The sequence below is a fragment of the Parafrankia sp. EAN1pec genome (assembly GCF_000018005.1).
Taxonomy (GTDB): domain Bacteria; phylum Actinomycetota; class Actinomycetes; order Frankiales; family Frankiaceae; genus Parafrankia; species Parafrankia soli.
The window spans coordinates 3,987,781-4,005,753 of sequence record NC_009921.1 but is presented as its reverse complement, the minus strand read 5'-3'; the positions used below and the strand labels follow the sequence as shown (position 1 = coordinate 4,005,753).

The 17,973-nt window shown below is 69.2% G+C and carries 16 protein-coding genes and 1 pseudogene; 12 read left to right on the top strand and 5 right to left on the bottom strand.

Annotated elements, in window-relative coordinates; all coding sequences use genetic code 11:
• Positions 1–94: 94 nt before the first annotated feature.
• From FRANEAN1_RS16385 to FRANEAN1_RS16375, 3 genes are all read right to left on the bottom strand, one after another.
• A complete protein-coding gene (locus FRANEAN1_RS16385) occupies positions 95–544 on the bottom strand; it encodes a hypothetical protein (protein ID WP_157472668.1) in 450 nt (149 codons plus the stop codon).
• 850 nt (positions 545–1,394) lie between these two features.
• Complete coding sequence (locus FRANEAN1_RS16380; RefSeq protein WP_041254268.1) at positions 1,395–2,393, bottom strand: aldo/keto reductase; 999 nt, start codon at positions 2,391–2,393, stop codon at positions 1,395–1,397.
• Between the two features lie 177 nt (positions 2,394–2,570).
• Positions 2,571–4,019: an aldehyde dehydrogenase gene (locus FRANEAN1_RS16375; protein ID WP_020460920.1), complete on the bottom strand. Its 1,449-nt coding sequence runs from the start codon at positions 4,017–4,019 to the stop codon at positions 2,571–2,573.
• A 231-nt stretch (positions 4,020–4,250) separates the two neighbouring features.
• Here FRANEAN1_RS16375 and FRANEAN1_RS16370 point away from each other — a divergent pair, with 231 nt between their 5' ends.
• Genes FRANEAN1_RS16370 through FRANEAN1_RS16360 form a run of 3 tightly spaced genes read left to right on the top strand, consistent with a single transcriptional unit; the run spans position 4,251 to position 6,714 of the window.
• Positions 4,251–5,540: an aromatic ring-hydroxylating dioxygenase subunit alpha gene (locus tag FRANEAN1_RS16370; protein ID WP_020460919.1), complete on the top strand. Its 1,290-nt coding sequence runs from the start codon at positions 4,251–4,253 to the stop codon at positions 5,538–5,540.
• Complete coding sequence (locus tag FRANEAN1_RS16365) at positions 5,537–5,872, top strand: hypothetical protein (RefSeq protein ID WP_020460918.1); 336 nt, start codon at positions 5,537–5,539, stop codon at positions 5,870–5,872. Before FRANEAN1_RS16370 ends, FRANEAN1_RS16365 begins: the two co-directional genes overlap by 4 nt.
• Positions 5,869–6,714: a TauD/TfdA family dioxygenase gene (locus tag FRANEAN1_RS16360; protein WP_020460917.1), complete on the top strand. Its 846-nt coding sequence runs from the start codon at positions 5,869–5,871 to the stop codon at positions 6,712–6,714. The genes FRANEAN1_RS16365 and FRANEAN1_RS16360 overlap by 4 nt, the downstream gene beginning before the upstream one ends.
• A gap of 29 nt (positions 6,715–6,743) precedes the next feature.
• Here the strand turns inward: FRANEAN1_RS16360 and FRANEAN1_RS16355 are convergent, their stop codons facing one another.
• A complete protein-coding gene (locus FRANEAN1_RS16355; RefSeq protein ID WP_020460916.1) occupies positions 6,744–7,379 on the bottom strand; it encodes a TetR/AcrR family transcriptional regulator in 636 nt (211 codons plus the stop codon).
• Positions 7,380–7,569: 190 nt separating this feature from the next.
• On the opposite strand from FRANEAN1_RS16355, the gene FRANEAN1_RS16350 reads away from it, so the two are divergent.
• From FRANEAN1_RS16350 to FRANEAN1_RS16315, 8 genes and pseudogenes are all read left to right on the top strand, one after another.
• On the top strand, positions 7,570–8,679 hold the full coding sequence (locus FRANEAN1_RS16350) for a ferredoxin--NADP reductase (RefSeq protein ID WP_020460915.1): 1,110 nt from the start codon (positions 7,570–7,572) through the stop codon (positions 8,677–8,679).
• Positions 8,680–8,693: 14 nt separating this feature from the next.
• Entirely contained in the window at positions 8,694–9,524 is an 831-nt protein-coding gene (locus tag FRANEAN1_RS16345; protein WP_083788524.1) for an SDR family NAD(P)-dependent oxidoreductase, read from the top strand.
• Positions 9,455–10,393 (top strand): annotated as a pseudogene (locus FRANEAN1_RS16340) (SRPBCC family protein); the annotation flags it as partial. The gene FRANEAN1_RS16345 and the pseudogene FRANEAN1_RS16340, both read left to right, overlap by 70 nt.
• Positions 10,390–10,722 (top strand): hypothetical protein, encoded by a 333-nt coding sequence (locus FRANEAN1_RS16335; RefSeq protein WP_020460912.1) that lies wholly within the window; start codon positions 10,390–10,392, stop codon positions 10,720–10,722. The pseudogene FRANEAN1_RS16340 and the gene FRANEAN1_RS16335, both read left to right, overlap by 4 nt.
• Positions 10,719–11,963 (top strand): amidohydrolase family protein, encoded by a 1,245-nt coding sequence (locus tag FRANEAN1_RS16330; protein WP_020460911.1) that lies wholly within the window; start codon positions 10,719–10,721, stop codon positions 11,961–11,963. Before FRANEAN1_RS16335 ends, FRANEAN1_RS16330 begins: the two co-directional genes overlap by 4 nt.
• 27 nt (positions 11,964–11,990) lie before the next feature.
• Positions 11,991–12,311: a DUF4286 family protein gene (locus FRANEAN1_RS16325; RefSeq protein WP_020460910.1), complete on the top strand. Its 321-nt coding sequence runs from the start codon at positions 11,991–11,993 to the stop codon at positions 12,309–12,311.
• A 257-nt stretch (positions 12,312–12,568) separates the two neighbouring features.
• Entirely contained in the window at positions 12,569–12,739 is a 171-nt protein-coding gene (locus FRANEAN1_RS41115) for a hypothetical protein (RefSeq protein WP_157472667.1), read from the top strand.
• Positions 12,740–13,408: 669 nt separating this feature from the next.
• Complete coding sequence (locus tag FRANEAN1_RS16315; protein ID WP_020460909.1) at positions 13,409–14,623, top strand: ABC transporter substrate-binding protein; 1,215 nt, start codon at positions 13,409–13,411, stop codon at positions 14,621–14,623.
• A gap of 70 nt (positions 14,624–14,693) precedes the next feature.
• On the opposite strand, the gene FRANEAN1_RS16310 is transcribed toward FRANEAN1_RS16315, so the two are convergent.
• Positions 14,694–15,578 (bottom strand): SDR family NAD(P)-dependent oxidoreductase, encoded by an 885-nt coding sequence (locus FRANEAN1_RS16310; protein ID WP_041255997.1) that lies wholly within the window; start codon positions 15,576–15,578, stop codon positions 14,694–14,696.
• 327 nt (positions 15,579–15,905) lie between these two features.
• Here FRANEAN1_RS16310 and FRANEAN1_RS16305 point away from each other — a divergent pair, with 327 nt between their 5' ends.
• A complete protein-coding gene (locus tag FRANEAN1_RS16305; RefSeq protein WP_020460907.1) occupies positions 15,906–17,861 on the top strand; it encodes a M13-type metalloendopeptidase in 1,956 nt (651 codons plus the stop codon).
• Positions 17,862–17,973 lie beyond the last annotated feature (112 nt).

Sequence of the window (17,973 nt, the reverse complement as noted above, 5' to 3'; positions counted from 1 at the left end):
CGATCTACCGGCTCAGGCCCCGCCACGAGAGCGAATCCCACAGATAGATCACAACTGGATACACGCCCCAGCGGGATCCTCGAGTAGCACCCCTTCACAGCTCAGGAAGGGAAATCTCCCATTCGGTCGGGTCGTTGTCCTCGAGGATCGCCCACTCGCCTTCCGTAGCGCCCTGCTGATCCTGAAGGCCTGTGGTGGGCGCCTGACCGGATCCAGTCGAGCCGACCGAACACTGCTGACCAGACCCGACGATCACCGGTCGAGGACCTGCGACAGCGGCCGTGTCGGCGGCGGCCGGGGCGTTGATCGTGGTTCCCCCGATGTTGCCGGAGTTACCGGACCCGCCGACGGTGGTCCCGCCCGCGGCGATCCCCCCGAATGCGGCAGTCGTACCGCCGGCCGTGTTCCCCGTTCCACCGACGATTCCGGTGCCGCCCACAGTCGGCCCAAGGCCACCGATCGTGAGACTTCCGATGATCAGGTTGACCGTCCGCTTTTCATTGAACCAGTCGTCCTCGAACAGGTCGTCCCCGTCCGAGTCCACCGCCCCACCGGCCGGATCCACGAGGCATGGGCCGGCCTGCGACTGCGACCACGCCGCTGTCGTGGCTTCATCAGCGGGAACGAGCTGGTAGCACGTCACACCGTTTCCGGTGTTCCCGGGCACTCCGCCACCGCTTCCCCAGCAAATCGGAGCCGCAGCCGAGCTCGCCCCCTTCTTCCCCTCCTTCGGTGGATCGGCGGAAACAGTACTCGCCGACGCGGGAGTCGCCAACAGCAGGGCTGCCGCGGACAGTCCGCCGGTAAGAAACGCGCTTCTCGAGTATCTCCCGATATCCATTTGGCTCCTTGTTCGAGCGAAGGTCCACGACCAGCACCGCGCGATGGTAGCCAGTGAATCTCCGGCCACCCCGGCAACCCTGCTACCCGCGTGTCGACGACGATCTGGGCCATCGGCGCATCGGAACGTAGGGTTTCGGTCCGCAGGCGGTCGCCTCGCCCGAAGTCCACTGAGCGTCGAATATCACCTCGGCCGCGTCGCGAACTCGTGGGCTGCGCTGGAGGGGATTTCAGGCACGTATCGTCACGACGACGGCGTGGTGGGACCGCCGAACCCGAACCACCTGTGGACCGGCGCGGGCCCGGCGGGATCAGAAGGCAGCCAGGGACAGCAAGCCCGGCCGGGGCGGTGCAGAGGCGACGGGCCTGTCCTTTATGGCGCCCCGAGTGCAGAGGTGGCTTGGCCGGCGCCGTCTTCGTCGCCGGACGGTGCGCTGGACGGTGGCGATATAGCTCGCGGGATACGGGTCGGCTTCCACGATCCGGTAGACATCGGCCGGGGCCAGGGCGGCGGACGACGTGTCGATGCCCACAGGGTCAGGTCGCCCGCGGGATCAGTAACCGGACTTCGACCCGTAGTAGGTAGGCTGACGCGGGGAGTAGTGCTCCTCGAGCGCGGCTACTTCCTTGTCGCTGAGGTCGATGTCCAGGGCAGCGACCGCGTCCGCCAGGTGGTGTGGTTTCGTCGCGCCGACGATCGGCGCGGTGACGACGGGATTCTTCAGCACCCAGGCCATCGCGATCTGTGCCATGGAGACGCCTCGCGTCTCCGCGATCTGCTGCACCGCGTCGACCGTGCCTCGGTCGCTGTCGAAGAAAAGGGGCCTGCCCGATCCGTCGGTCGTCGGATTGGACGACCCACGAGTCGTGCTCACATCACCCCACGGCCGGGTGAGGAGTCCCGCGGCGAGCGGGCTCCACGGAAGGCTGCCCACGCCCTGGTCGGCGAGCAGCCCGAACATCTCGCGCTCCTCCTCGCGCGCCACAAGACTGTACTGATCCTGCATCGAAATGAATTTGGTCCAGCCGTGCAGCTCAGCGGTGTACTGCATCTTGGAGAACTGCCAGGCCCACATCGACGAGGCGCCCAGATAGCGAACCTTCCCCGCCTTCACGATGTCGTGGAGAGCTTCCATTGTCTCCTCGACCGGCGTCTCCGGATCGAACCTGTGGATCTGGTACAGGTCGACATAGTCGGTGCCGAGGCGGCGCAGGGAGGCGTCGATCTGCTCGAACACCGCGCGGCGGGAAAGACCGCCTCCGCCAGGCCCCTGACTCATCGGGGCGAACAGCTTTGTGGCAATGACGACCTGGTCACGGCTCGTGTAGCGCCCGATCGCCTCTCCGGTGATCTCCTCGGAGGTGCCCACACCGTAGATGTTCGCGGTGTCCCAGAGCGTGATGCCGAGCTCGACCGCCTGCCGGAAGAGCGGCTCCGCCGCATCCGTGTCGAGCGCCCAGCCCCGCCCGGTGTTGGGCTTACCAAAGCTCATGCAGCCGAGCGCGATGCGGCTGACCTTCAATCCTGATGATCCCAGCCGGGTGTACTCCATGTCCTCATCCAACACCGGTACCCACCGCTGCTGGGAGGCACTGCCAGTGCCCCCCAGCCTGACCGGAAGCGAGATTTTTCCTTGATATACAGGCGGAAAATCCGGTGTACCGTGCCCGGTCGGGCCGCCGGCGCTCAGTTCAATCCCCGGCTGCGGCCGATGCGCGGGTAGAACCCGCTACGCGGTGGCGACGGAGATCGATTTGACGTCGAGGTAGCCCTCGAGGCCCTCACGGCCGAGCTCGCGGCCGTAGCCGCTGGCCTTCACTCCCCCGAAGGGGGCCGCGGGATCCATGGAGTAGCCCTGGTTCACGCCGAAAGTCCCGGCCCGGACCCGGCCCGCCACCTCGAGCCCGTGCCCGGTGTCCGCGGTGAACACGGAGCCGGCCAGGCCGTACTCCGAGTCGTTGGCGATGCGAACGGCCTCGTCCTCGTCGCCGTAGGGGATGACGACAAGGACCGGGCCGAAGATCTCCTCCCGGGCGATCGTCATCGCGTTGTCCACGTCGCTGAAGACGGTCGGTCGCACGTACCAACCGCGATCGATCCCGTCGGGCAGATCGGTGCCACCGACGACGAGCCGGGCGCCCTCCCGCACGCCGGTGTCGATGTACTGGCGGACCCGTTCCTGCTGGCGCCTGGCCACGAGCGGGCCCATCTCGGTCGCGGGATCGGCCGGATCGCCGATTCTGATGGCCGACAGGGTTGCCGCGAGCGCATCGGCATAGTCGCCGACGCGGCTCGTGGGCACGAGTACCCGGGTGAGGGAGTTGCAGATCTGCCCGGCCATGCCCATGCCCGAGAGGCGGACGGCGCGCGCCACGGTGGCCGGGTCGGCGTCGTCCAAAGCGATGGCCGCCGACTTTCCCCCGAGCTCGAGGCTGACCTTGGTGAGGTTGGGAGCGCATGCCGCCGCCACCTGCCTGCCGGCCGCCGTCGAGCCGGTGAAGGAGACCTTGTCGATACCGGGGTGGGCGACTAGGTAGGCGCTCACCTCACGGTCGGCGGGGAGGACGTTGACGACGCCCGGCGGCAGGCCGACCTGGTCGAGCAGGTCGGCGAAGAACAGCGCGTCGAGCGACGACTCGGGCGCCGGCTTGAGCACGACGGTGCAGCCGGCGAGCAGCGCCGGGATGACCTTGGTGACGGTCAGGAACTGCGGCATGTTCCAGGGGACCACCGCGGCGACGACGCCCACGGGCTCCTTGCGCAGGATGATGTCCTGGCCGTAGGTTCCCGGCCGCTTCTCCTGCCAGGAGTAGCCGGCCGCTGTGTCGGCCAGCGCGGTCATCAGCGCCCCGGGCAGGGCGACCTGCGCGCGCCTGGCGAACGAGATCGGCGCGCCCAGCTCGGCGGTGATGAGCTCGGCCAGCTCATCGCGATGCCCGCGGTAGAGCGTGGCCAGCCGCCGGATCACCTCGACCCGCTCGGCCGGATCGGTCCGCGGCCACGGCCCCTCGTCAAAGGCCCGCCGCGCTGCGGCGACGGCGCGGTCGACGTCCTCCGTGCTCGCCGCGGCGACGCGACCGATCAGCTTCTCGGTGTGCGGCGAGGTCACCTCGATCCTGCTGTCGGTGCTCGGCGCGACCCACGCGCCTCCGACGAACATCTGCTCCCGCTCCAACATGAGTGCTCCCTGCACCGACGCCAACACCCTGGACCGCGATCTTTGGGACACGGTCAGCTTCCCGGTTCTCCACGTGCCGGCGCCACATCTGCTGCCCGCCGCGGTGCCGCCGGAACCTCCTCCAGGACCTTGCGGCCCCGGTAGCTCTCATGTTAGTCACTTGTAGAACAGTTAGTCAGTTGAAGAAAAACGATCAGATGATCTCGAGGGACCCAACGGGAGGACCGAGCCATGGCGCGTCTCGCCAAGCCGCCGGAGGCCAGCTGGACCGGGCGCTATCCGGAACTGGGCACGGGCCTCGTGTCGTACGAGGACTCCGTTTCCCCGGAGTTCTACGAGCTCGAGCGCGAGGCGATCTTCCGCCGCGCCTGGCTGAACGTCGGCCGGGTCGAACAACTGCCCCACAAAGGGAGCTTCTTCACCAGAGAGCTGGCCGTCGCCAAGACGTCACTCATCGTCACTCGGGACCTCGACGGGCAGGTTCACGCCTTCCACAACGTGTGCCGCCACCGCGGCAACAAGCTGGTGTGGGACAGGACGCCGCGGGATGAGACCAGCGGCGTCTGCCGCCAGTTCATGTGCAAGTACCACGGCTGGCGGTACGGCCTGGACGGCCAGTTGAAGTACGTCCTCCAGGAGGAGGAGTTCTTCGACTTCGACAAGGCAGAGTTCCCGCTGGTGTCGGTCCACTGCGAGGTCTGGGAAGGCTTCATCTTCATCAATCTCTCGGCTGAGCCCGGCCAGTCACTCCTCGACTTCCTCGGGCCGATGGTGCGCGGCCTCGAGGGCTACCCGTTCCACCTCGTCACCGAGCGGTACGCGTTCAAAGCCGACATCCTCAGCAACTGGAAGATCTATCTCGACGCCTTCCAGGAGTACTACCACGCGTCGATCCTGCACTCACAGCAGCAGGTGCCGAGCCTGCGCGGCTTCGAATCCGGTTTCAAGGCGCCGCACTACCAGGTCGACGGACCCCACCGGCTGGTTAGCACCGGCGGCTGGAAGGGCGTGCCCCGGCACATGACGCCACTGGACCAGATGTACCCGATCGAACACAACGTCGAGGCCGGCCTCATGGGCCCCTGGCAGCGTCCGGACATCCCCGAGCTCGACCCGGCCAACCTGCCGGCGGGGATCAACCCCGGCGGGCTCGACCCCTGGTCGATCTCGAACTTCCAGATCTTCCCCAACTTCGTGATCCTGGTCTACGAACGGGGCTGGTATCTCACCTACCAGTACTGGCCGACCTCCCACAACACGCACGCGTGGGAGATGTCGTACTACTTCCCGCCGTCACGGAACGCCAGCGAGCGGATCCGGCACGAGGTCACCGCCGTCGTCTCGAAGGAGGCCGGCCTCCAGGACGCCGGCACGCTGGACGGCACCCAGATGGGCCTGGAATCCCGGGTGATCGACCGTTACCCGCTGTCCGACCAGGAGATCACGGTGCGTCACCTACACAAGGTGACCGAGGACTGGGTGCAGTCCTACCTGCGGAACGAGAAGGCGGTCCGGGCATGACCGACCCGTTACTCCCCGAGAAGTTCGCCGACCTGGAGAAATTCGCCGGGAGATGGTGCATCCCCACCGAGGCCGGCCGGTACGCCGAGCGACTGAACAGCACCATGGCCGACATGCAGGCCTTTTACGAAGCGGTTTTCCCACGGGTACGGGACGCGATGACCCATCTCGACCAGTTCCCCCTGCACGAGCTGCCCGAGCAGGAGGAGAACCTGCTTCACCTCGTGTATTCGCTCATCATGGTCTCGCTTCCGGTCGAGGTCTGGCACCAGCCCAGGGTCATCGATGCCGGCACCGCCTATTTCGACCGCTACCTGGAGCCGGCGCCGTGACGGCGACGATCACCTGCGAACCCCTCTCCGCGACCGTCGGCGCGGAGGTGAAGGGCCTCGATCCGGAGTGGCTCGCCCACGACGACGCGGTCGCCGGGGCGATCCTCGACGCGCTCGAGCGGTACGGCGTACTCGTTTTCCGCGGCCTGCACCTCGATCCGCACACCCAGGTCGCCTTCTCCCAACGCCTCGGCGAGATCGACTACGAGCCCGGGCACCACCCGGTGAGTGGCATCTACCGGGTGACCCTCGACAAGTCCAAGAACTCCTCGGCCGACTATCTGAAGGCCACGTTCGAGTGGCACATGGACGGCTGCACACCGCTGCACGGGGAGCCACCGCAGAAGGCGACCGTCCTGAGCGCCAAGGAGGTGGCGACCAGCGGCGGCGAGACCGAGTTCGCCAGCACCTACGCCGGCTACGAGATGCTCGGCGACGAGGAGAAGGAGCGGTTCGGCTCGCTGCACGTCGTGCACTCCCTCGAGTCCTCCCAGCGCCGGATCGTGCCCGAGCCGAGCGTGGAGCAGCTCGAACGGTGGCGGAAGCGTCCGACGTCGACCCATCCGCTGGTGTGGACGCACCGCGGCGGGCGGCGGTCGCTCGTCATCGGCGCCCACGCCGGCCACGTCGTCGACATGGGCCTGGACCAGGGGCGGGCCCTGCTGCAGGAGCTGCTCGACCGGACGACGGCGCAGGACCGGGTCTACCGCCACCAGTGGTCGGTGGGCGACACCGTCATCTGGGACAACACCGGCGTCGTGCACCGCGCGGCCCCCTACGCCTCGGCCTCGCCCCGGGAGCTGCTGCGCACGACCGTGTTCGGGGACGAGCCGATCCGTTGAGACGGCCTGTGCCGCCCGTCCGCGCGCGGCTAGCCGGACTGCCGGGCGACGATCCCGGCCCCGGCCTCGGCTCCGGCTGGATGGCGGTCCCCTTCCAGCGCGCGGATCTCACGTTCGATCACGGCGACCATCTCGGCGTGGCCGATGTCGACATCGAAGTCCTCCTCGATGTGCAGGAACCGGGAGACAGCGGCCATGGCGAGGATCAGCGACACCGGCGGCCACCGCGCATGATCCACGCCGTAGCCCTTGAGCACGTCCGAGAGCGCGTCGAGCTGCAGCATCCGGAACGTCCTCGAGTAGGTCGCGATCTCGACCCGGATCGCCTTGCGGTGGTTGGCCAGCGCGGTGAACTCCATCGTGAGCGCGTTGCTGGAGAAGTCGTGGGTCAGCTCCCACAGGGCCCACAGCGGCTGCGGGGACTGCAACGCCTGCTTGAGCCGCGCCAGGCTCCGCTCGGCACCTCGCCGGAACAGCTCGATGTACAGACCGTCCATCGTCCCGAAGTAGTAGTAGACGAGCCCGTTGTTGACGCCTGCCTTGCTCGCCAGCCGGCGGGTGGTGACGGCCGCGTAGCCCTCTTCGAGCATGAGGCTCTCGGTGGCATCAAGGAGCGCTGTGCGGGTGGTCGAGTCATCGACCGTGCTCCGCCGTGCCGGCGCCATGTACGTCCTCCCGCTGTTCCCGGTGCTTCGGGTCCAGTCCCAGTGTTACGCCGGCGGCGCCGGCGGGCTGCGCCCGGCCCTGGGCACCGTGACGCTAGTCATACGAAGAACCCGCGCCGGCCGCTGACCGGCGCCGTGGCCGGAACAGGAGACGGCCGTGCCTAGCGGCGCCAGGTCGACCGGAGAGACGATGCCGACCGACACGCGGGCGGAACGCCACCGGTACCACCCCCTGCGGGTGCTCCGGGTCGTCCGGGAGACCACCGAGGCCCGCTCGTTCGTGTTCGCTGTGCCGCCCGAGTTGGTCGACGTCTTCGCCTACCAGGCGGGGCAGTTCGTCACGCTCCGCGTCGTCCTCGGCGGTGCGGCCCACCTGCGCAGCTACTCGATGTCGTCCTCGCCGCCGCTGGACGGCGAGCTGTGCGTGACGGTGAAGCGAGTGCCCGGCGGGCTGATCTCGAACTGGCTGAACGACACCGTCGACGCGGGCGACGTCCTTGAGGTCGGTCCGCCCGGCGGCTCGTTCGTCCTCGACCGCGGCGGGCACGACATCGTGGCATTCGCCGCCGGCAGCGGCATCACCCCGATTCTCTCGATCATCAGGACGGCGCTGGCCACCTCCGACCGGCGCGTCCGCGTGCTCTACGCCAACCGCGACCGGACCGCCGCGATCTTCGGCGACGAACTGGACGCGCTGGCCTCGCAGTACCCGGGCCGGCTCGCCGTCGAGCACCACGAGGACCTCGTCCGCGGGTTCGTCGACCGCGGCGATGTCGCCCGTGTCGTCGACGCCGGCGGTGGCGGCAATGCCGGTGGCGGTGGTGCCGGCGGTGGCGGTGCCGGCGGTGGCGGTGCCAGCGGTGGCGGTGCCGGCCATGTCGGCGGCGCCGCCTACTACGTCTGCGGGCCCGAAGGTTTCCTGGACGTCGTCGAGGCCGGGCTCGTTGATCTGGGCGCCGACCGGGCACGGGTGCACGTCGAACGGTTCACGCCGGTGGCGGAGCCACTGCCCGCCGGTCCTCCGGACGACATCACGGTGACCATCAGGCTCGGCGGGCGGACGGTGACGGCCAGCCACCGCCATGGCAGCACGCTCCTGCAGACGGCACGGTTCGCGGGTCTGCGCGCCCCGTCGTCGTGCGAGACCGGCAGCTGCGCCACCTGCATGGCCCGTCTCGCGCAGGGGCGGGCCGAGATGCGCGTCAACGACGCACTGACTCCCGACGAGGTCGCCGAGGGATGGGTGCTCACGTGCCAGGCCGTACCGGTGACCCCGGTCGTCGAAGTGGTCTACGAATGAGGAAGGACGAGGCGATGCCACATACCAAGACACAGCGGTCCCGGGTGGCGGTCGTCACCGGCGGGGCGTCGGGGATCGGCGAGGCCACCTGTCATCACCTGGCCGAGCGTGGCCACCGCATCGCCTTACTGGATCTCGACCCTGACGCGGCGAACCGGGCGGCCAAGGAGCTGCAGGCCGCCGGCGCGGACGTGCTCGGCATCGCGGTCGACGTCACCGACCGCCCCGCCCTCGACGCCGCGTTCGCCGAGATCCGCTCGAAGCTCGGCCCGACGGAGATCCTGGTCACCAGCGCCGGTCTGGTCGCCTTCGACCCGTTCGAGCAGATCACCCTCGAGGAGTGGGACCGGGTTGTCGGGGTGAACCTCACCGGCACCTTCCACTGCTGCCAGGCTGCCGTGCCCGACATGGTCGCGGCCCGTTGGGGCCGCATCGTGACCATCGCCTCGTCGAGCGCCCAGCGGGGCTCGCCGAACATGGCGCACTACGCGGCGGCCAAGGGCGGGGTGATCGTGCTGACCAAGTCACTGGCCCGCGCCTACGCCTCCTACGGCATAACCGTCAACAGCATTCCGCCGTCGGGAATCGAGACACCGATGCAGCACCAGTCCCAGGCCGCGGGGCATCTGCCCCCCAACGAGGTGATGGCCGGGGCCATCCCGCTCGGCCATCTCGGCACCCCGGACGACATCGCGGCGGCGGCCGCCTTCCTCACCTCGGAGGAGGCCCGCTTCATCACCGGACAGGTCCTGGGAGTCAACGGCGGGAGCGGGCCACCCAGGGAACCTGCCGGCAGTTCACCTGCAAGTACCACGGGTGGCGCTACGACCTCGACGGTGCTCTGACATTCGTCCAGCAGGAAGGCGAGTTCTTCGACGTCGACAAGAGCAGGTACGGACTGGCACCGGTGCACTGTGAGGTCTGGGCGGGGTTCATCTTCGTGAACTTCGCCCGGAAGCCGGAGCAGTCGCTGCGCGAGTTCCTCGGCCCGATGGTGACCAACCTGGAGGGCTACCCGTTCGACCGGCAGACCTCCCGCTTCGGGTACAGCACCACGATCCAGGCGAACTGGAAGCTCTACATGGACGCGTTCGCCGAGTTCTACCACGCGCCGGTGCTGCACTCGAAGCAGTCGCCGGAGAAGTACTCCGCCGCCGCCCAGCAGGCCGGCTTCGAGGCGCCGCACTACCAGATCGAGGGGCCGCACCGGCTGGTGAGCACCTCCGGCGTCCGCTTCTGGGAAATGGACAGCGAGCTCCTCAAGCCGATGGAGATCCTGACCCGCAGCGGCCTGTTCGGCCCCTGGGACAAGATCGACCTCGGAGACCTGCCGGCGGGCGTCAACCCCGCCGGGTGCGACCCGTGGGGACTGGACTCGTTCCAGCTGTTCCCGAACTTCGTCATCCTCATCTGGAGCCAGGGCTGGTATCTCACCTACCACTACTGGCCCACCTCACACAACACACACGTCTTCGAGGGAAACGTCTACTTCATGCCGGCCAGGAACATCCGCGAGCGCGTCGCGCAGGAGATGGCTGCGGTGACGTTCAAGGAGTTCGCGCTACAGGACTCCAAGACGCTCGAGGCGACACAGATGATGCTCGAGACCCGCTACGTCGACGAGTTTCTCCTGAACGACCAGGAGATCCTCTGCCGGCATCTTCACGTGGCCGTGCGCGACTGGGTCAACAACCACGAGGGTGCCCGGGCATGAGCGCATCGCTGCCGGTGGAGTTCGCCGACCTCGAACCGTTCGCCGCGAAATGGTGCCTGCCCACGGAACACGAAAGGTACAACACCCGGCTGGCCAGCACGATGGACGAGATGCAGGCCTTCTACGACGCGGTGGCACCACGCGCCGAGGAGTCCATGGCCTACCTCGAGAAACTCCCGTTCGACGCGCTTCCCGAGGACGCGACGAATCTTCTCCACCTGCTGTACTCGATGATCCAGGTGTCGTTCCCGGTCGAGGTGTGGCGCCAGCCGCGGGTCCCGGACACCGGCTCGTCCAGCTTCGACTGCTTCACCGAGCCGGTGCCGTGACCGCGCCGGTCACGATCCGGGCCGCCCGCTGGCTGGACGTCGTCGCCGGCGAGGTCCGCTCGCCCGCGGTGATCGTGGTGGAGGGGAACCGCATCCTGGCGGTCAACCCCGCCGAGACCCCCGCCGGCGCGGTCGAGATCGAGCTGGGTGACGTGACGCTGCTACCCGGCCTGATGGACATGGAGCTCAACCTCCTCATCGGCGGGCCCGACACCCCGACGGGCCTGCCGCTGCCGATGCACGGTGTTCAGGATGACCCGGCGTACCGCACCATCCGCGGGACCGTCAACGCCCGCGCCACGCTGCTCGCCGGTTTCACCACCGTCCGCAACCTCGGCCTGATGGTCAAGAGCGGGGGCTACCTGCTCGATGTCGCGGTGCAACGTGCCGTCGAGCAGGGATGGGTGGAAGGGCCGCAGATCATCCCGGCGGGACACGCGATCACCCCGTACGGCGGCCACCTCGACCCGACGGTGTTCCAGCGCCTGGCACCCGGAATCATGCCGCTGAGCATCGGTGAGGGCATCGCCAACGGCGTGGGCGAGGTACGGGCCTGTGTCCGCTACCAGATCCGGCACGGCGCCAAGGTGATCAAGGTGTCGGCCTCCGGCGGGGTGATGTCGCACAGCACCGGCCCGGGCGCCCAGCAGTACTCCGACGAGGAGCTCGCGGCGATCGCCGACGAGGCGCACCGGGCGGACATCCGCGTCGCCGCACACGCGGTGGGCGACCGGGCGGTGCAGGCCTGTGTCCGTGCCGGTATCGACTGCATCGAGCATGGTTTCCTCGCCAGCGACGAAACACTGCGGATGATGGCCGACCACGGCACGTTCCTGGTGTCCACGACCTATCTGACCGATGCCATGGACATCGCGCGGGCAGCACCGGAGCTCCAGCGGAAGGCGGCTGACGTCTTCCCCCGGGCGAAGGCGATGCTGCCCAGGGCCATCGCCGCCGGGGTGAAAATAGCCTGCGGCACCGACGCCCCGGCCGTTCCCCATGGCGACAACGCCAAGGAGCTGGCCGCGTTGGTCTCGCGGGGCATGACCCCGGTGCAGGCCCTGCGGGCCGCGACCGTCACCAGCGCGGAGCTGGTCGAGCTCGACCACGAGCTGGGCCAGCTCAGGGACGGCTACCTCGCCGACATCATCGCCGTCCCCGGCGATCCCTCCCGGGACATCACCCTCACCCAGGACGTGCGGTTCGTCATGAAGGACGGCCGTATCCACAAGGGTGCCTGACCGGTACCGACCCGAATGGAGCACGACATGGCAAGCGGCGTCCTGATCGTCGAGTCACGCCCCGCCTCGCCCGACGAGGCGGAGGCCTTCCACGACTGGTACGACAACAAGCACCTGCCCGAGATGCTGCGGCTGGACGGCATCGTCTCGGCCCGGCGGTTGGCGGCGCACGGCGGTGACAGCTTCATCGTGATCTACGAGATCGAGGGGGACGTCGAAGCGGCGAAAGCGGCGCTGGGGCAGGCCCAGGCAGCCGGTGCGCTGTCCCGCCCGGAGGGCGTCCAGCTCGACCCGCCGCCCACGATCCGTTACTTCCATCAGATCACCGCCCTCGGGACGGAGGCTTAGCCGCCTCGCGGGCAGGACCGTCCGGTCCGCGCCCGGACTCCCACGGACCAGGCGCGCGTCGTCGGCCCACAGCACCCTCCGGCCGTGCGCGGTGGCAGGTCCCTCCCTGCCACCGCGCACGGCCTCCTGTGTTCGATGGCAGCTGGCCGGGTGGGTGGCGCTCTGCCGTGGTCAGGGCCGTTCGGGCGCACCCACACCCACACCCGCACCGGCCCGGGTTCCGGGTGGAGGCCGACTGGTCACATGCGGAGGCGGACGTGACCCAGCATCGCGATGTCGCACACATCGCACTGTCCGGTGCCGGGGACCTCGCCGCGGCCGCGGTTCAGGTCTGCCGGTTCCTGTCTCTTGATGTCGACGCTCGCGGCTGGCCCGACGTGGCGCACCGCGACGAACGCCGACTCGAAGCGGAGATCGCTGAGCGGTAAGGTCCTGCCCGCACCCGCCAGGAGATCGCCACGGGCTGGCGCCCGTACCGCACATGGGCCGCTGTCCACCTGCGGGCGCTGCGGTAGCGGCGTACACATGAGATCGGCGGCCAGGACGCCGGACGACAGGCACGGCCAGCGGCCCCCGCCGCTCGCGACCGCCGTCCCGATCACCGCTAAAAACGATCACGCCGGCAGCAAAAGGCCAAATCACGGGCCTAAGCCCGCCCTTGGAGCCACGGAGGCCCCACGAGGGGACACGTACCCGAAGGCCGCCGGCCGTCCTGCCGCCGGCGAACGGGGGCACCGCACGCATCGGATATCGCACCGAGCGGTGGTCCGGATAGCACGGCGAGGTGTTCTTTTGCCACGTGAAAGTGACCTCGCGATGAATCAAAGGAAAAGCGGAGCCTAAGAACTCGAAACCTGAGGTCCACGGCACAGCCTTCTGGTCCCGTACGGACCAGCTGACCGCGGACAAGGCCGCCTGTCTTGGTATCGTCGGGGCGCACCTGCCGACCATTCATACGGCCGGCGGACGGATCACCGTTCAGAGGCAGCGCTCCACGGGAGATTCACCAGTGACCGGGATGCCATGTTTACGGCGCGCGTGACACGCGAAACTTCCCGATCCCGTTTTTCTTGCGAGACCATCATCCAGGGGGCCCGATGTTCTCCCGTCGTCGAACGTTGTGCTCGGTGCTGGCAGCGGTTTCCGTCGGCGCGGCGGGTCTCCTCGCCGGCTGTTCGTCGCCCGAGGCCAGCGCGGCGACCGGCTGCGCCACACCGGGTGTGGGCGCCCGGCAGATCGATCTCGGTGTGCTGTACCCGGACACCGGGCCGGCCGCGGAGCGTTCCGACGCCGTCCGGGGCGGGATCGACGCCCGCATCGGTGAGGTGAACGCGGCCGGGGGCGTGCACGGCCGCAAGGTCGTCTACCAGTGGCGCGACGACAAGGGGGCCGCCACGGAGAACGCGATGGGAGCCCGCGACCTTGTCGAGCACCAGAACGTCTTCGGTCTCATCGAGCTGTCCGTCGCGGCCTCAGGAAGCGCGCGCTACCTCGCCGACCGGGGAGTTCCCGTGACGGGCCTGGCCCACGAGCAGGTCTGGTCGACGATGCGGAACATGTTCGCCTTCACCTATGTGACCGGCGTCGCCGTCGACACCCAGGGCCAGTTCGTGCGTTCCCAGGGGGGTCGGCGCGCGGTGATCCTGCAGCCCGCGCTGTCCGCGGGCATTTCGGATACCGCCGACAAGTACGCGCGCAGCCTAGCCGCCAGCGGAATACCCGTGGTCGACACGGTGAACTTCACCCCGAACGTCGACAACCCGGCCGCGGCGGCCTCCAGGATCGTCGCGGCGAAGGCGGACACGGTCATCGGCCTCATCCCGCCGGACAGCCTCGTCGGCATCCTGAGCACACTACGGCAGGCCGGCCACCCGCCGAAGGTCGTCCTTTCCGGCAACGGCTACGACAAGAGGCTCCTGGAGACCTTCGGCGCACAGGCGGCGGGAATCACCGTGCCGCTCGTCTACCGGCCACTGGAGCTCGGCGGCCCGGCGATCCGGACCTACCTGGAGGCGATGAACCGGTACGCGCCGCAGGTCGCCCAGCCCGAGAACGACAGCTCGGTGCTCGCCTACATCAGCACCGACATGTTCCTGGAGGGCCTGCGCCTCGCCGACGCCTGCCCGACGCGTCAGGGCTTCATCGACCGGCTGCGCGCCCAGAACAGCTACGACGCCGGTGGCCTGATCAGCCCGATCAGCTTCCGGACGGGCGCGGGCCGGCCCACCACGTGCTACTCGTTCGTCCAGGTCAACGGCTCGGGCAACGCGTTCCTCGTCGTCGAGCCGGGCCTGTGCGGCAACACGCTCTGATCTTCGTTCCAGGAGCGCCACGGTTTCCGCGCCCGCCCGCCAAGGGTGGACCGACGGAGGCGGAAACGGATCAGCGGAAGCCGAGCCCGTCCAGCAGCCGCTCGCTCTCGGTCCAGAGGCGGGCGGCGGCGGCATCGTCCCGCGCGGCTTCGGCGGGTAGCTCCTCCGCCCTGCGGTGGAAGTAGCGCCCGCCGGTGCGGCCGCCTTCGGGCTCGGTGGCCAGCCAGGCCAGCGTCTCCGCCGGTTCGTCGGGTGGCACCGTGTCGGCCGCGGCCATGTGCGCCCGCATCGCCGCGTCGCCGTGCGCGCTGAAGTTGCTGGCCACGACGCCGGGATGCATGGCCTGGGCGACGATCCCGTCCGGCCCGGCCCGCCGGGCCAGCTCGCGGGTGAACAGGATGTTGGCGAGCTTGGCCCGGCAGTAGGCGACGGCGGGACGGAACTCGCCGAGGCTCTGCAGGTCGTCCCAGTCGAGCCCGTCGACCGCGCGGTGGCCGCTCGACGACACGGCGATCACCCGCGTCGACCCGGCGGGCAGGCTGGCCGCGCTCGCCCGCAGCAGGGGCGTGAGCTCCCGGGTCAGCAGGAACGGGGCGAGGTGGTTGACGGCGAAGGTCGCCTCGGTACCCTCCGCGCTGATGATCTGCCGGTCCCGCACGCCGCCGGCGTTGTTGATGAGGATGTCGAGGCGCGGGGTGAGGTGCTGGATCTCGCCGGCGACGCGCCGGACATCCGCCATGAGGGTGAAGTCGCCGCGCAGCATCGTGAAGCCGCCGTCCTTGCGCGCCGCCGCGGCGATCTCGGCCTCGGTGGCGGCGCTGCGTACCGGATCACGGCCGACGCCGATCACCTGCCAGCCCTGCTCGGCGAGAGTGCGGGCGGTCGCCCGGCCTATCCCCGAGCTGGCGCCCGTGACGACGGCGACGGGCCGGTCTGCGTAGGGCGGCAAGAACATCTCCATCAGGTCGGCGGGGCCGGAGGCCGTCGCGGAGCAGGCGAACGGTGGCGTGCCGCACCGCGGCCCGGAACAGTGGGGCCTTGTCCGCGCAGCGGGCGTAGATCGCGCGCCTGGCCATAATGACACCCACAAGGTGTCATTTGTCAAGCCCGACAGCGCCTGATCACGGGCGGCCCGTCGACCGCCCGTGATCGACAACGGGTGTCCGCGAACAGAACGGATGCCTACATGCGGGCAGATACCGTCGAGGGGGTGCACCGGACGGGCTGGACAGCTCGGCGTTGCTCCATGGCCCGGCGGCAATCGATTGGAGACTTCCGTTCTGTGAACATCCTCGACGACGCCCGCGAGGGCATGGACCTCGACGTCCGACCGCAGGACGACCTGTTCGGCCACGTGAACGGCCGGTGGCTCGCCGAGACGGAGATCCCGTCCGACCGGTCGAGCTGGGGCCCGTTCGTGCAGCTGGCCGATGACGCCGAGCGGCAGGTCCGCGACATCATCACCGACCTCGCCGCGCGGGACCAGGCCACCCAGGGCGAGGACGCGCGGAAGATCGGCGACCTCTACAACTCCTTCATGGACACCGAGGCGCTCGAGGCGCTCGGCCTGGGCCCGGTGCGGCCGCTGCTGGACGGCGCGCGCGGGCTGAGCGACGTCCGCGGCCTCGCCGCGTTCCTCGGCGAGCTCGAGCGGATCGGCGGCGCCGGACTGTTCGGCTCCTACGTCGACACCGACGACCGCAACTCGGACCGCTACCTGTTCCACCTGCGCCAGGGCGGCCTCGGCCTGCCGGACGAGTCGTACTACCACGACGACAAGTTCGCCGCGACCCGCCAGAAGTACGTCGACTACCTGACCCGGATGCTCGGGCTGGGCGGGCACCCCGACCCCGAGGGCGCCGCGCAGCGGATCCTCGACGTGGAAACCCTGCTCGCGAAGGGCCACTGGGAGCGGGCCGAGACCCGCGACGTCCAGAAGACCTACAACCTGATGACGGGCGGACAGCTGGCCGCGCTCTGCCCGGCGTTCGACTGGGACGCCTACGTCACCGGTCTCGGTGGGTCGCTGACCGGCCCGCACGCGACGCTGGCGGAGGCGTGCGTGCGGCAGCCGTCGTTCTTCGAGCACCTGTCGACCGTGCTGACCGACACGCCGGTCGACGTGTGGCGCGACTGGCTGGTCAGCCGCGTGCTGCGCTCGGCCGCGGCCTACCTGCCCGACGTGTTCACCGAGACCCACTTCGACTTCTACGGCCGCACGCTCAGCGGCACGCCCGAGCTGCGGGCCCGCTGGAAGCGCGCGGTGGCGTTCGTCGAGGGCGCGATCGGGGAGTCTGTCGGCAGGGAGTACGTCGCCCGGCACTTCCCGCCGCACGCCAAGGCGCAGATGGACGACCTCGTCGCGAACCTGCTCGCGGCCTACCGCTCGTCGATCTCCCAGCTGGACTGGATGACGGAGGAGACCAAGCAGCGGGCGTACGAGAAGCTCGAGACGTTCCGGCCGAAGATCGGCTACCCCGACCGGTTCCGGGACTACTCGGCGCTGCCGGTCCGCCGCGGCGACCTGATGGGCAACGCCCGCGCAGCCGCCGCGTTCGAGACCGACCGGGAGCTGGCCAAGATCGGCTCGCCGGTGGACCGCGACGAGTGGTTCATGCTCCCGCAGACCGTCAACGCCTACTACAACCCGGGCACCAACGAGATCTGCTTCCCGGCCGCCATTCTCCAGAAGCCGTTCTTCAGCCCGGACGGCCACCCGGCCGAGAACTACGGCGGCATCGGCGCGGTGATCGGCCACGAGGTCGGTCACGGCTTCGACGACCAGGGCGCGCAGTACGACGGCGCCGGCAACCTCAACGACTGGTGGACGCCCGCCGACAAGGCGGCCTTCGAGGTGAAGTCGAAGACGCTGGTCGAGCAGTACAACGGGTTCGAGTCGCGCAACCTGCCGGGCGAGAAGGTGAACGGCGCGCTCACTGTCGGGGAGAACATCGGCGACCTCGGCGGCCTGACCATCGCCCACCAGGCCTACGTCATCTCCCAGGACGGCGAGCCGTCGCGGGAGGACCGACGTCGGCTGTTCATGAACTGGGCCTACGTGTGGCGCTCCAAGCGCCGGCTCGAGCTGGAGCGGCAGTACCTGACCACCGACCCGCACAGCCCGCCGGACCTGCGCGCCAACATCGTGCGCAACCTCGACGAGTTCCACGACGTCTTCGGCACCGAGCCCGGCGACGGGCTGTGGCTGGACCCGGCCGACCGGGTCCGCATCTGGTAGGCGTTGCGCGTTCGGGCTGTTCACCGGCATCGCGCCCGCGGGTCTCGGCCCGCGGGCGCGCCTGCGGCCCGCTGGCGTACGGCATTCCACCGACGGCAGCGGGGCGTTCGGC

Bases quoted from the DNA above. Each gene is read 5' to 3' on its own strand.
- FRANEAN1_RS16380 (WP_041254268.1), bottom strand. From the start codon at position 2,393: ATGGAGTACACCCGGCTGGGATCATCAGGATTGAAGGTCAGCCGCATC.
- FRANEAN1_RS16375 (WP_020460920.1), bottom strand. From the start codon at position 4,019: ATGTTGGAGCGGGAGCAGATGTTCGTCGGAGGCGCGTGGGTCGCGCCG.
- FRANEAN1_RS16370 (WP_020460919.1), top strand. From the start codon at position 4,251: ATGGCGCGTCTCGCCAAGCCGCCGGAGGCCAGCTGGACCGGGCGCTAT.
- FRANEAN1_RS16365 (WP_020460918.1), top strand. From the start codon at position 5,537: ATGACCGACCCGTTACTCCCCGAGAAGTTCGCCGACCTGGAGAAATTC.
- FRANEAN1_RS16355 (WP_020460916.1), bottom strand. From the start codon at position 7,379: ATGGCGCCGGCACGGCGGAGCACGGTCGATGACTCGACCACCCGCACA.
- FRANEAN1_RS16350 (WP_020460915.1), top strand. From the start codon at position 7,570: ATGCCGACCGACACGCGGGCGGAACGCCACCGGTACCACCCCCTGCGG.
- FRANEAN1_RS16345 (WP_083788524.1), top strand. From the start codon at position 8,694: ATGCCACATACCAAGACACAGCGGTCCCGGGTGGCGGTCGTCACCGGC.
- FRANEAN1_RS16335 (WP_020460912.1), top strand. From the start codon at position 10,390: ATGAGCGCATCGCTGCCGGTGGAGTTCGCCGACCTCGAACCGTTCGCC.
- FRANEAN1_RS16325 (WP_020460910.1), top strand. From the start codon at position 11,991: ATGGCAAGCGGCGTCCTGATCGTCGAGTCACGCCCCGCCTCGCCCGAC.
- FRANEAN1_RS16315 (WP_020460909.1), top strand. From the start codon at position 13,409: ATGTTCTCCCGTCGTCGAACGTTGTGCTCGGTGCTGGCAGCGGTTTCC.
- FRANEAN1_RS16310 (WP_041255997.1), bottom strand. From the start codon at position 15,578: ATGTTCTTGCCGCCCTACGCAGACCGGCCCGTCGCCGTCGTCACGGGC.